Origin of the sequence: Streptococcus mitis, assembly GCF_000722705.1 — a bacterium.
GTDB lineage: Bacteria > Bacillota > Bacilli > Lactobacillales > Streptococcaceae > Streptococcus > Streptococcus mitis_P.
Map to the genome: position 1 here is coordinate 206,985 of NZ_JPFW01000009.1, position 12,415 is coordinate 219,399.

Here is a 12,415-nt window from a genome sequence, read left to right on the forward strand (position 1 = left end):
CAGCCCCTTTCTGTATCTATTTTCCTAGAAATTGATAGTGCTATTATACCATATTTCAGACAGGACAGAAAAGCAAGCGCCACATAGGAACCAAATCCCTCCACATAGACAAAGTCCCTTGCAAGGGGCTGAAAAATAGTGTTTAATAAAGGTGTACAAGAAGTGATCACAATTTTGTATGAAAAACAAGGAGAGAAATTTATGAAAGTAGAACTACAGATTAGCGAATCTTACGAGGAGGAAAAGCTGATTGTTCAAGCACCTCAGCCGACAGATAAAGTCCAGAAAGTCATCGAGTTCGCAGAAAATCTGGATCTAACAGAAAAAATCAAAGGGAAAATCAATAATCAGGTCTATCTAGTCGAGATTGTCAAGATTCAACGCTTCTATATCGAGAATCGGAAGGTTCTAGCAGAAACAGCAAGTCAGACCTACAACATTGATTTACGGCTCTATCAGGTACTTGAACTCTTGCCAACCAATTTTATCCAAATTTCCCAATCAGAAATCATCAATATCGATTCCATCTCTCATCTCAAGCTCACCCCCAACGGCCTAGTAGAAATTTTCTTGAAAAACGAAAGCTTCACCTACTCTTCACGCCGTTACCTAAAAACCATCAAGGAGAAATTAGAACTATGAAAAAACAAATCTTCCACGACGCAGCTACTGGTGTCCTCATCGGCCTCATCCTCTCTATCATCTTTTCACTCATTTATGCACCAAACACCTACGCCCCACTAAGTTCCGAGTCTCTCATCGGTCAAGTGATGGCTCAACATCAGGTTCACGGTGCCTTGATCTTGCTCTACTGCACACTGATCTGGGCAGGCATCGGCATTCTCTTCAACTTTGGTAAACGATTATTCAGCCGTGACTGGAGCTTGCTCCGTGCGACTCTGACTCATTTTTTCCTTATGCTAGTAGGCTTTATCCCATTAGCAACTCTAGCAGGTTGGTTCCCCTTCCACTGGATCTTCTATCTCCAGCTCATTATCGAGTTTGCGATTGTTTACCTCATCATTTGGGCTATTCTCTATAAAAGAGAGGCTAAAAAAGTAGACCACATCAATCAACTCTTGGAGCATAGAAAGTAAGCAGTAAGCATTTTCTAAAGTCTCCAGAAAAATAAAAAGTCAAGCCCTAGCTTAACTTTTTAACTCATATAAGTTTGCAATGATAGCTGCGACATGTTTGATATCTCCCAGCATGCCTCTCATTTCAAAGTCTGCCAATACAGGAAAACCAAAACGTTGACTGTATTGCTTAGCTGTCAGGCAGTATTGGTTATTAAAGTTACGATTTCCTGAACCAACTACGCCAAAACACTTACTAGCATTGTCACCATAGGCGATAAAATCTCCCACTGGTGTCGTCAAAATCTCAACATCTCCGTTATCCACGCCATTCCCACCTTCGAGATAGGTCGGCAAAAAAGCGACATAAGGATGGTCCATTTCATAGAAATCTTGGCCTTCTTTGACCAAATCCTTGATATGAATCTTTTGGATATCAATCCCCTCGTACTGGGACAAGAGATAGTCTTTTAAACGTGTCACAAAACTTTCAGTGTTCCCACTTAGACTAATATAAACCAAAGAAATTGTTTTCATCTTCACCTCCATCATTTCATTTGATAATCGAAAAATAACTACCAAGATTGTAACTTGATAGTTATTTTTTGTCAACTCTTAAGCGACTTCTTCCTCTTCTTCCAACAAAGCTTTTTGCTGACGCCACATCTTATAAAAGACCAAAGCTAGGAAAAGAACATTGATGACGATATAGAAAATGCTGACAGCTTTTGAACCAATACCCATTGTCAAACGCATAGTTTCATCTTGAACCAACTGCAAAGCGTCTTGTAAAGTCACATAGGTATAAATCGAACCAATAATGGCTAGCAAAACATAGCCGACATAAGTATAGTTTGCATACTGCAAATTCTTACGAACAAGGAATACAATCGCTACTACCACTAAAATAGCAGATAGTACAACCAAGGCCACATTAAAAATAGAATGAGATGCTTCTGCCAATCTATAGCTAAAATTAATGCTATCTTCTACCTGCTGAGCACTGACCCCTGCAACTTGTTTTTGAGCAGCACGAAGGACTTCTTTACTAGGCAAGGGCTTCAAAAGTTCAAACAGAGACGTAGCTGAAATAAGGGCAGACAAGATTAGCAAGACCCATAGATAAATCGGTTTCTTTTTCATGATAGAACCTCCTGATATTATTATTTATATTATAGCACTTTTTGTAAAGGGATACAAATCTTATAGTATAGTTTCTACCTGTTTTCGGTAGGCTTTTGGTGATTTTCCGCACAATTTTCGGAAAACTTTATAAAAATATCCAACGTTACTGTAGCCAACAGCATAACAGATGTCTTCGATACTGTCACTAGTTGAAAGTAAAAGTTGCTGAGCAGCCTTAATGCGTTGTTTGTTTAGTAATTCTGCGAAGGTCGAATTGGTTTCTCGCTTAATCAACTGCCCCAGATAGACAGGATTGATAAAGAGATCCTTACTGATATCCTTGAGGGAAAGTTCTTTCTGATAATCACGCCCAATAACTTCCAGTACACTAACCACATTTTCATTCATTCGATATTGCCCAAAGAATCGGGTCAGAGTTTCCTTGATATAAGGAACCAGTTCATCGAAGGATTGAATAGCATGAATAGTTTTGACAATGTCCGTCATATCATCAGCTTTGAGATGTTCAAACAAGTGAAAGACATCCATGACAAACTGGATAAAAAGCTGTTTGGTAATCGGAACACGGGGTGTATTTTCAAGAACTACCTTCTCCAAGAGGTTCAACTCTTCCACGATTTGATTGAGATTCCCCTGAATGATAACCCTATAAATCGGTTCGTAGTAGGCAAAGAGACTCTGAGACTGTTGTAGATTTACAGAGCCGTAAAAAAGGGCTTTCTCAGCATTCAGCTTCCAGCGTTCAAAGTGTTCTTGATAAGGAGCTTCAAAAGGAGTAACGACTAAACCATCTAGGGGTTGATCAGAAATAAAAATCTGCCAGTCTTGACCCAAGACATAGTAGGGAATGGTGAAGGAGCCTTGTTTTTCCTTGGATAGACCTATCCACCAACTCTCCTTATCTCCTAAATAACTAACAAATCCAGCCTCGTCTAAATCTTGACTGAGGGTCTGACTTTTCTTTCCTCTCTCACCGAGCTGACCTGCAATCTTCTCCAGCAGATTTCCCAACTCTACCTTATCAACAGGCTTGACCAAATAGTCCACCACACTAAGGTTCATTGCTCTTTTGACATAATCAAACTCCTGATAACCTGAAAGCAGGATATAGGCTGCATCTGGTAAGATTTCTTTCATCTCCCGAATCATATCAAGCCCTGTTTTGTCGGGCATATTGACATCTGAAATGATGACATCTACGGGATTTTCCTGAACATATTCTAGGGCTTCATCGGCATGACTGGCTGTTGCGACGACCTCCATATCCCACTTATCAAAGGGAATCAAACGTTTCAGACCTTCTGTCACCATGTACTCATCATCTACTAATAATACTTTATACATTTTCTCCCTTTCTACTCATCTTGAATTGTAATACGATACTGAACACCTACTTGCTCTGCCGACTCTATAGTAATGCCATAGCGGTCCCCAAAATAGAGCACAAAACGCTCATGGACATTGACAATCCCGATAGACTGCTTTTGATCACTGTAGCTGGCTTGGTGTTCAAAATGTCTCTGCCTTAACTTTTCTCGAATACTTGCCAGCTTTTCAGCCGGCATTCCACGGCCGTTATCGACCACTAAAATTTCCACAAAGCCATCCTGTTTAAGAGCCTTGATGCTAATCACATTATCTGTCCGTCTGTGGTCAACACCATGTGCGAAATAGTTTTCTACCAGCGGTTGCAAGGTGAACTTAGGAATCTTCATATTCTCTAGCTCTGGGTCTATCTTGAAACCATAGGCAATGGATTTTGGATAGCGAACCATGCAGAGATAACTGTATTTACGGCAAAATTCTAATTCCTGTTTGAGAAGAGTTTCTCTTTCATCAGAAATATTGTTACGCAAGAGGCTACTGAACTCATAAATGATATCTGCCAACTCATCTTGACTCTGCATAACTGCGTACATGCGCAAGAATTCCAGCGTATTATACATAAAATGAGGATTGATTTGAGCTTGTAGAGCTCGCATATTGGCATCTTTTTGACTGAGCTCTAGTTGATAAATATCATGGATATTCTTTTCCAAACGATCCAACATATCATTAGTGGTCTCTGCGATTAGGAGCAATTCCTGGTCCTTTTCAAGCGTATCAATACGAAGACCTTCCTCCCCTTGAGCAATAGCTTGGATGGAATCCACCAAATCCACTACCTGCTTTTGATAGTTGGCAAAGGTCTGCCTCAAAGTCAGATAGAGAATGACAATAAAGAGAAGACTCAAACCCACAATCAAAGCAGAGCTGGTTACCATTCCTTGTAAAACAAAGTTTTTGGGAACTGCCACCTGAACCTGATAGCCATGAGAGGTCACACCGACAAACCAGTCTTCATTCTCCATAGTAACCTTCTCACCAATATGGAATATCTCCATGTCAAAAGGTGAAATCACGGTAACAGCCATCGGGATATGACCTCGGGTATTATCAATAGCATCATGTAAGACATTCGGCGATAAGGAAATGTAGACGACTCCCAAATCCTTATCAGAAACAGGGTCAGAAACAGGGATGGCGAAGCTATTAGTTGCTGGTTTAAAATTTTCAGCTAGGATTTTTTCTCCACTCCGTTTATCCCTAGAAGAAACATAGACTTCCTTATAATCTTGGAAGGCAATTGCTACTCCTGTCACAAAATCATTTCGAACATACAAGTCATCAATATTTTCATACAAAGATACAGATACATATGGAGAAGCTTTACGCTCTAGTTGCCAATAAAAGTAATCTGGTGTACTAAGACTGAAATATTTATAGATTCCTTCAATTCGAGCCTGATTATCAACTAAGGCTTGTGCTATCTGAGTCGACTCTCTATAATAATACTCTATTTCACTAACCATTCGAGTCGTCACACGTTGAGCAACTCTTTGAGCCTCCTTCTCGCGCGAATCCCAATCGGCATAAGATATCATAATCGCAAAACTAGCAATAATGATAATCATGACAAGGCTATAAATTTTTAATAGAGAATGAATCCAAAACTGCTTCATTTTATTTTGTCGCCAATTTTTCATGGATACTTTCATAGATCGGTTCCAACATATCACTGATAAAGAAATGCCACATCCCAATTCCTACAAAGAAGAGAAGAGCAGGCATATAATAACCAATTGCCACAAGTAGTACTGTCCCAAGAAGAACCTTGGCCACAGCTGCTAGACTCATAAAGATGCCAATCAAGGATAATTTGAGACTATTTCGATAGGACAAATCAAAATAAACTTGTAGTTTCAAAGATACTGTGTAGGCTAAAAAGAGCAGAGCTACTACTAGGACATTCAAAAAGGTAGCAATCAAATGAAGAATAGTCTGATGAGGTAATTGCACCAAGAGATACAAGCCGTAAACTAAAACTAGATCCACGCCTAGAAAGCTATAGAAAATCAGGTTGCTTGAGGCAAAATTTTGCTTGTAAAGAGACCAAGCCTCCTTCAAACTGTATTCACGAAAGCTATAACCATGTTCTGCATACAAGCTCATCAAGGTAGCACTAGCCGGCGCTAGACCAAGGATAATTCCCCCTGCCAAGGTTAATAGCCAAAAGAATGCTGTCGCAATCATCCCTAAAAAGAAACGATTAAAGACAAAGTCTAAAAACCTACCCATGATACCCTCCTAAAATTAACTATGAAACTATTATATCATATTTTAAGCGTTTTCAAAACTTATAGTCCCCATTTACAATCCCATCAAACCATGGTACAATGAGAATTATGAAAAATTTATCAGGAGACAATTCATGAAAAAATCTATCTTAACGACTCTGCTTTTTGCAGTTCTTTACTTCCTCTGCATGGGGATTGGTGTCCTTTTGGGAAATCTCTTTGACCAAACTGGAAATATGTTTTATGCGCCTGCCTTTACTGCCCTTGTCGGCGGTAGCGCCTATATGATTCTGGTCGCAAAAGTTCCGCGCTTTGGAGCCATTACCACTATCGGCCTTGTCATTGCCCTCTTTTTCTTGGGAACTAAACACGGTGCTGGTGCCTTCCTTCCTGGAATTATCTGTGGTCTCCTAGCAGATGGAGTAGCTAACCTAGGAAAATACAAGGACCAAACAAAGAACTTCCTTTCTTTCATTCTCTTTGCCTTTAGCTCAACAGGTCCAATCTTACTTATGTGGATTGCTCCCAAAGCCTATATGGCTACCCTTCTGGCAAGAGGAAAATCCCAAGAATATATCGACCGTATCATGGTCGCGCCAAATCCTGGAACCATCCTTCTATTTGTCGCAAGTGTTGTCATCGGAGCCCTATTGGGTGCCTTGATTGGACAAGCTTTGAGTAAAAAATTTGCGCAGAAAATCTAGTAAATAAAAAAGAGCCAGACGGCTCTTTTTATTTATGACTCAAGACTTAGTCAAGAAATCTCCCAAGAATTGGATTGCAAAGATAATCAAGATGATAATGATGGTTGCCAAGATAGTCACATCGTGATTGTAGCGGTTAAATCCATAAGCGATGGCTACGTTACCGATACCACCAGCACCAACTGCTCCCGCCATAGCTGTTTCCCCAACGAGGGAAATCAAGGTCACAGTCGTCACACGGATTAAATCTGGAAGACCTTCTAGTAAGACTGAGCTTCCTCGGTTAAAATTTTTTACCTGAAAAACTTCTTTTTTCTAGTGATAAAATGATCCCTATCACACTCACTACCAAAAACACCCACCAACAAAGCCTGATATCTTGTAAAGCTAAGAAGGAAAATACAGACATTCCCAAGGGTAATGTTAGGGAAAAAATCATACTCAAAAGATTATTACTTCTAGCTAATACATCCGCGCTCAAATTAGACAGTAACAAAGTATCTAATTTAGGCATTGATTTCGACATCAAATACGTGACAAAGGCTAAGCAGGCAACACCTACTAGAGGAGAGAACTCTAAAATATTAGCAGAAGCCAGCAAGACAAACAGAATTTCATTGAGCGATAATAAGGTTGAAAAAGACAATTTCCCAAAATAATCATTTGGGGTTAAGCTACCAAGAATAGCTCCTCCCAAGCTAACACATTCAATTAAAAATAGGGCTTGAGCATAGCTGAGATGATAGATAGTATGGTCTAATAAATAAAAGTGATAAATACCTCCAACAGCTCCTCCCAAAGTATTCATTACCAAAATGACAAGGATCATTTTAAGCAATGATTGACTTTCTCTCTGTCTAAAGATGTCATCCATATCTGCATAGATTGCCTTAACTTGTTGAAGTAAACTAATCGACTTATCCTCTACACTTACAGACAAATGCGTCAATTCTCTTCTATTTTTGAACAAAATGAGAGAAGATAGTAAAAAGAAACCAGCATTCACAATCGCAACAAAAGAAAAATTTTGATGGCTGGTTGTGAGTAACCACACTCCTAAAGCTTGACCTCCTAGATTTGATAAATAGGAGACAAACTGAGTAAAGGAATAAGCTTCATAGAGTCTATCTTCTGAAATATTATGCTGGATAATCGGCATACGAAGGCCTGCTGTATAATCTGATAAAATATCCGAACAGATATTAACCATACAGATAAAAGCAAACGTTACGAAGTTCTGGTCATGAATCACACTAGCAATCAAAAGAAATAGCAGACTTTGCACACAACCAACCCAGATAATTGTCCCTGCTTTATTCCGAGTATGATCCGCCTTCATCCCGACATAAAAAGTAAATAGGAAAGGTAAAATCGTAATCATATTCGCTATAAATACAGCTATATTCTTAAAGGGTAGACTCGCAGCATAAACGATAAATACCAGATTATAAATATAAGCTCCACTTGAGCTCAAAAACCTTGATAAGGTAAGTATTCTAAATAAATGATGTCTTAAGAATAGTTTCATAACAGGCCTTTCTCACATTTCAAAGAGTATTCTATTGAATCCAGTCTAACAAAAAAAGCGGGACTCCCCACTTTTTTGTAATATATTTTTTCTGAAAATAGAAACTCTAGCGTCTAGAAACTGCTAATTATCAATCCATCTACAAGCCTATTTATTTTTCGTCAATCGATGTAATGAGAATATATTACAAATCTTCATTTGAGAGCTGATTTGCAAAATAGTTTTCATAATATCTTGCACCATCTGTATATTCTAAATCTTGTAAGATTGTAATGCCTCTTTGGATTTTTTCAAGCCCCTTATTTTCTACTTTAAAAATAGTATCATAATACCCTTTAGCAATCATATAAATGATTTTAAGATAAGCTTGATATTCTGGCAATTCTCGTTTGTCAATCTGAAAGATAAAATAGTCTGCTTTTAATTTATCCTTTTCCTCTATCGCTTTAAAGAGTCCATTAATCAAAATGGTATCAATACCGACTTTGTTACTAGGTAAAGAGCCTAATAAATCTGTCTTTTGTAACATCTCCCTAGAATATTTAAAATAGAGGGGCAGAGGGAACAAAGTAGAAATCGTTGAAAATAATTCCAATTCATAATTTCCCCAGATATCAATAGTAAAAAAATAGTCATAGAGAAAAGTCAGTTCTTCATCCGTTGCCCTTATTTCTGAATCAAAAAACACTAGAAGGCTTTTGATACGAATCATTTGTAAGAGATATCCTTTTTTAGCACTTGATCTATACTTTTGAGTCGTCTCTTCATACAAGAAATGGAGAGAATCAATCCCTTCTCTGTCATATAGATCCCAGAGATTTTCTTGAAAAGCCAAAACCTGTTTCTGAGAAAAACCACGTACCAAGTACATAAATTCATTCAAATCAGAGTGGATGTTATCTAAGGCAGTAATCAATTTCATAGAGGATAAATCTGCTTCTCCACGCTCAAATTTGCTCAGCATGGAATAAGTAAACTCTCCTCCTGTCGCCTCTTGTAGGGATACATTCCGACTCTTTCTCAATTCTTTAAAAACTTCTCCCAGATTTTGCATATTGACTCCCCACAATTCTTAACTCTCTAACTCATAAAAGTAACGATTGATAGTAGCTAGTACAGAGAATTTTAAATCTTGGATATACCTCAAACTCCTATGAATGATGTACAGATTGCCCAGTTCCTTTTATTTATGACTCAATTTCTTGGTCAAGAAGTCTCCCAAGAATTGGATCGCAAAGATAATCAAAATAATAATGATGGTTGCTAAGATAGTCACATCGTGATTATAGCGGTTAAATCCATAAGCGATGGCTACGTTACCGATACCACCAGCTCCAACCGCACCCGCCATGGCTGTTTCACCGACTAGTGAAATCAAGGTTACAGTCGTCACACGGATCAAATCTGGAAGACCTTCGGATAGGTAAACTCCTACGATGTCCCAGAAGGTCGCTCCGCTAGCTTGAGCTGCCTCAATGACACCGCCATCCAGTTCAGCCAAGACCACCTGCACCTGACGGGCAAAGAAGGCAAAGACTGCAAAAGAAAGTGGGACAAGGGCTGCATTTGGCCCGATACTTGTCTTCACAATCAAGTGAGAAAGGGGAGACAAGATTGCCAAGAGGATGATGAAAGGAACCGCACGGAAAATAGAGGTGATTTTATCCAAAATCCAGAAGACGACCTTATTTTCCAAGACACCACCTGGCGCTGTCAAGACAAGGAAAAGACCTGCCACTAGCCCCAAGAACCCTCCGATGATGAAGGAAAGAACTGTCATATAAAGAGTTAGGTAGATAGCTGTCCCCCAGCCTGCTTGACCAGCCCAACCCATCTTATAGACATTTGGCAAATAGGTTTGAATCAATGATTCCATCTTACTGTCCTCCCTTCAATACTTTTAGCTGTACGCCTGCTTGACGAATGGCTTCTTGAGCACCTGCTAGCGCTGCTTTTTCACCTGACAAGACCACCACCAATTCTCCAACAGGAGTACCATCGAGAATTTCAATATTCCCATAGAGGATATTAGCCGTCACTTGGTAATGCTTGTACAATTCATTCAAAAGTGGCTCGTCTGTTGAAGCACCAGCGTACTTGAGTTGCACCAAGAGACTGTTTTCAGACAAGTGTTCCACGATTTCTTGCTTCTCGATTTTGACCATGGCTTCGTCAATACCTGTAGCTGTTGAGATAAAGTCTTGGGTCAAGGGTTGTTTAGGGTTTGAGAAGATTTCAAGGACACTTCCCTCTTCAATCAAATGTCCATCCTGCATAACTGCAACACGGTTGGCAATGTCTTTGACAATCTGCATTTCATGCGTAATCAAGACAACAGTCAAGCCTAATTTTTGGTTCAAATCTTGCAACAAGGCCAAAATCTGCTTGGTTGTCTTAGGGTCAAGGGCAGAAGTCGACTCGTCTGAAATCAAGATTTTTGGATCATTTGCTAAGGCACGCGCAATGGCTACACGCTGTTTTTGCCCTCCAGATAATTGTGAAGGGTAGTTTTCAGCACGGTCCGCCAAGCCAACCAAGTCCAACAACTTGGCTACTTTAGCCTTCTTTTCTTCCTTGCTAAGTCCAGAGTGTTTTAGGGCAAAGGCTACATTCTCCTCTGCTGTCTTTTGGCTCATCAGGTTAAAATGCTGGAAAATCATTCCGATATCTTGACGTTTACGACGCAACTGCTCGGCCGTCAAGGTCACCTTGCCATCAAAAATCACATCGTCATCAATGGTAATTTTTCCTGCAGATGGTTTTTGCAAAAGGTTAATCACCCGTACAAGGGTTGATTTTCCTGCTCCAGAATATCCAACGATTCCGTAGATATCCCCTTCTTGGATGTGAATGGTCACATCCTTGACCGCTGTGATGGTTCTCTTCTTTTGATGAAAAGTCACATCGATCTGATCTAACTTGATAATATCTCTACTCATAGCTTCTAATCAGCTCCTCTACTAATTCAATATGGGTATAGTAATCGGCGATTCGCACGTTCTCATCTCCACCGTGGTCTCGACTATTGGCATTTCCTAGACCGAAGGCCACCATTGGTACCTCTAGGGCATCAAAGACCGTATGCATAGGCCCTGTCCCCGCTGTCGTCGGCAAGACTGAGACGCCCTGTGGATAGAATTTCTTGGCCAACTCGATCACATTGAGAATGGCTGGCGCGCTCATATCGCTGCGATAGCTCATCTCTCCCAAGGTATAGTATAATTCTACCTTATCAAAGCCATTTTTGTCTAGCTGTTTCCGAATTTTTTCCAGAACATCATGCGGTTCTAGGCCAGGAACCAAACGAACCTCTAGCTTAGCACTGGCTTCTGCTGGCAAAATCGTTTTGACTCCTTGTCCTTGATAACCTGACTGGATCCCTTCGATATTAAGTGCTGGTTCAAAAAAGAAACGTTTTAGAAAGGCTGCGCGGTCCTCTTGTAAGAGAGGCAATTCCAAACCATAAATCTGGCTGATTTCCTCTGGATTTCGTTGAGCGTAAGTGTCCACCAAGGCCAATTCTCGTTCATTTGGCTCTTGTACTTCTTCGTACAAGCCTTCAACCAAGATACGGCCATCTGCAGCTCGAAGAGACTGTAAGGCTTGAAGGAGGTACCAGGGAGCTGATTCCACAACCCCACCATAACTCGAATGGATATCCACATCAGCACTTTTCACCTTGGCATCAAAAGTCACAATCCCCTTATTTCCACCAGAAATTTCTAGCTGTTCCAAGGCATTTTTGGTCCCTTGTTCCCAGACCAATAAATCCGCACCACGGAGTTTATCCGCATGTTTTTCCAAATACTTATCCAGATCTGTCGAAGCCGATTCCTCCGCACCCTCCATGATAAAACTGATATTGACAGGCAGATCATCATGATGTTGCATATACTTTCTCAAGGCACTCAAACGAGCCGTGATATGACCCTTGTCGTCATCAACCCCACGCCCATACATAAAACCATTGCGGACCGAAAGAGTAAAAGGATCCTCTGTCCAGACCTGATCCCCATCCGCTGGCACAGTGTCATAGTGGTTATAGAAAATCAAGGTCTTTGCATCTGGACGCGAACTCTTGAAATGCGCCATGACAAAGGGAGCCGTATAAGTCTCATCAATCTCCACTTCAGCCCCAACACGCTTGAAAATTTCACCCAGATAGTTTGCGACTTCCTTAAGTCCAACCTGCTGGGCAAAGACCGATTTCTTAGAAATCAAGGTACGCAAAACCTCAAAATAATGTTGGGCTACATGATCCTTTTCAAATTTTTCAATCTGTTCTTGTTCGCTAGGAAAAACCATATTCTCTCTACCTTTCTATGAACTACTCTTCCTGACAAT

General features: G+C 40.1%; 13 protein-coding genes and 1 pseudogene. 3 read left to right on the forward strand and 11 right to left on the reverse strand.

The window, feature by feature from the left end:
- Window positions 1-201: 201 nt before the first annotated feature.
- Entirely contained in the window at window positions 202-642 is a 441-nt protein-coding gene (locus SK642_RS08810; protein ID WP_033684428.1) for a LytTR family DNA-binding domain-containing protein, read from the forward strand.
- Window positions 639-1,097, forward strand: coding sequence for a DUF3021 domain-containing protein (locus tag SK642_RS08815; protein WP_033684429.1), 459 nt, complete (start codon window positions 639-641; stop codon window positions 1,095-1,097). The genes SK642_RS08810 and SK642_RS08815 overlap by 4 nt, the downstream gene beginning before the upstream one ends.
- Window positions 1,098-1,148: 51 nt before the next feature.
- Here SK642_RS08815 and nrdI read toward each other — a convergent pair whose 3' ends face one another.
- The 5 genes from nrdI to SK642_RS08840 all read right to left on the reverse strand — a co-directional run bounded on the left by nrdI (window position 1,149) and on the right by SK642_RS08840 (window position 5,840).
- Window positions 1,149-1,613, reverse strand: coding sequence for a class Ib ribonucleoside-diphosphate reductase assembly flavoprotein NrdI (gene nrdI / locus SK642_RS08820; RefSeq protein WP_033684430.1), 465 nt, complete (start codon window positions 1,611-1,613; stop codon window positions 1,149-1,151).
- 78 nt (window positions 1,614-1,691) lie between these two features.
- A complete protein-coding gene (locus SK642_RS08825; RefSeq protein WP_033684431.1) occupies window positions 1,692-2,219 on the reverse strand; it encodes a hypothetical protein in 528 nt (175 codons plus the stop codon).
- A gap of 60 nt (window positions 2,220-2,279) precedes the next feature.
- On the reverse strand, window positions 2,280-3,566 hold the full coding sequence (locus tag SK642_RS08830) for a response regulator transcription factor (RefSeq protein WP_033684432.1): 1,287 nt from the start codon (window positions 3,564-3,566) through the stop codon (window positions 2,280-2,282).
- 11 nt (window positions 3,567-3,577) lie between these two features.
- Window positions 3,578-5,248 (reverse strand): sensor histidine kinase, encoded by a 1,671-nt coding sequence (locus SK642_RS08835; protein ID WP_080708986.1) that lies wholly within the window; start codon window positions 5,246-5,248, stop codon window positions 3,578-3,580.
- Window positions 5,226-5,840 carry a YesL family protein gene (locus SK642_RS08840; protein WP_033684433.1) on the reverse strand — a complete coding sequence of 205 codons (615 nt, stop codon included), beginning with the start codon at window positions 5,838-5,840 and terminating at the stop codon, window positions 5,226-5,228. Before SK642_RS08840 ends, SK642_RS08835 begins: the two co-directional genes overlap by 23 nt.
- Before the next feature lie 133 nt (window positions 5,841-5,973).
- Between SK642_RS08840 and SK642_RS08845 the strand changes: the two genes are divergently transcribed.
- Window positions 5,974-6,543: an MptD family putative ECF transporter S component gene (locus SK642_RS08845; RefSeq protein WP_033684434.1), complete on the forward strand. Its 570-nt coding sequence runs from the start codon at window positions 5,974-5,976 to the stop codon at window positions 6,541-6,543.
- A gap of 28 nt (window positions 6,544-6,571) precedes the next feature.
- On the opposite strand, the pseudogene SK642_RS08850 reads toward SK642_RS08845, so the two are convergent.
- The 6 genes and pseudogenes from SK642_RS08850 to SK642_RS08875 form a co-directional block, all read right to left on the reverse strand.
- A pseudogene (locus SK642_RS08850) lies at window positions 6,572-6,810 on the reverse strand (ABC transporter permease); the annotation flags it as partial.
- Window positions 6,811-6,826: 16 nt separating this feature from the next.
- Entirely contained in the window at window positions 6,827-8,071 is a 1,245-nt protein-coding gene (locus SK642_RS08855) for a hypothetical protein (protein ID WP_033684436.1), read from the reverse strand.
- A 184-nt stretch (window positions 8,072-8,255) separates the two neighbouring features.
- Window positions 8,256-9,125, reverse strand: coding sequence for a helix-turn-helix domain-containing protein (locus SK642_RS08860; RefSeq protein ID WP_033684437.1), 870 nt, complete (start codon window positions 9,123-9,125; stop codon window positions 8,256-8,258).
- 129 nt (window positions 9,126-9,254) lie between these two features.
- On the reverse strand, window positions 9,255-9,947 hold the full coding sequence (locus tag SK642_RS08865) for a methionine ABC transporter permease (RefSeq protein ID WP_000444642.1): 693 nt from the start codon (window positions 9,945-9,947) through the stop codon (window positions 9,255-9,257).
- 1 nt (window position 9,948) lies between these two features.
- Window positions 9,949-11,010 (reverse strand): methionine ABC transporter ATP-binding protein, encoded by a 1,062-nt coding sequence (locus SK642_RS08870; protein ID WP_033684438.1) that lies wholly within the window; start codon window positions 11,008-11,010, stop codon window positions 9,949-9,951.
- A complete protein-coding gene (locus SK642_RS08875; RefSeq protein ID WP_033684439.1) occupies window positions 11,003-12,376 on the reverse strand; it encodes a M20 family metallopeptidase in 1,374 nt (457 codons plus the stop codon). Before SK642_RS08875 ends, SK642_RS08870 begins: the two co-directional genes overlap by 8 nt.
- Window positions 12,377-12,415: the final 39 nt, after the last annotated feature.

What these genes read in the sequence shown, in the direction of transcription:
- SK642_RS08865 (WP_000444642.1), bottom strand. Translation starts at nt 9,947, where the DNA reads ATGGAATCATTGATTCAAACCTATTTGCCAAATGTCTATAAGATGGGT.
- SK642_RS08815 (WP_033684429.1), top strand. Translation starts at nt 639, where the DNA reads ATGAAAAAACAAATCTTCCACGACGCAGCTACTGGTGTCCTCATCGGC.
- SK642_RS08835 (WP_080708986.1), bottom strand. Translation starts at nt 5,248, where the DNA reads ATGAAAAATTGGCGACAAAATAAAATGAAGCAGTTTTGGATTCATTCT.
- SK642_RS08855 (WP_033684436.1), bottom strand. Translation starts at nt 8,071, where the DNA reads ATGAAACTATTCTTAAGACATCATTTATTTAGAATACTTACCTTATCA.
- SK642_RS08860 (WP_033684437.1), bottom strand. Translation starts at nt 9,125, where the DNA reads ATGCAAAATCTGGGAGAAGTTTTTAAAGAATTGAGAAAGAGTCGGAAT.
- SK642_RS08875 (WP_033684439.1), bottom strand. Translation starts at nt 12,376, where the DNA reads ATGGTTTTTCCTAGCGAACAAGAACAGATTGAAAAATTTGAAAAGGAT.
- nrdI (WP_033684430.1), bottom strand. Translation starts at nt 1,613, where the DNA reads ATGAAAACAATTTCTTTGGTTTATATTAGTCTAAGTGGGAACACTGAA.
- SK642_RS08870 (WP_033684438.1), bottom strand. Translation starts at nt 11,010, where the DNA reads ATGAGTAGAGATATTATCAAGTTAGATCAGATCGATGTGACTTTTCAT.
- SK642_RS08845 (WP_033684434.1), top strand. Translation starts at nt 5,974, where the DNA reads ATGAAAAAATCTATCTTAACGACTCTGCTTTTTGCAGTTCTTTACTTC.
- SK642_RS08840 (WP_033684433.1), bottom strand. Translation starts at nt 5,840, where the DNA reads ATGGGTAGGTTTTTAGACTTTGTCTTTAATCGTTTCTTTTTAGGGATG.
- SK642_RS08830 (WP_033684432.1), bottom strand. Translation starts at nt 3,566, where the DNA reads ATGTATAAAGTATTATTAGTAGATGATGAGTACATGGTGACAGAAGGT.
- SK642_RS08810 (WP_033684428.1), top strand. Translation starts at nt 202, where the DNA reads ATGAAAGTAGAACTACAGATTAGCGAATCTTACGAGGAGGAAAAGCTG.
- SK642_RS08825 (WP_033684431.1), bottom strand. Translation starts at nt 2,219, where the DNA reads ATGAAAAAGAAACCGATTTATCTATGGGTCTTGCTAATCTTGTCTGCC.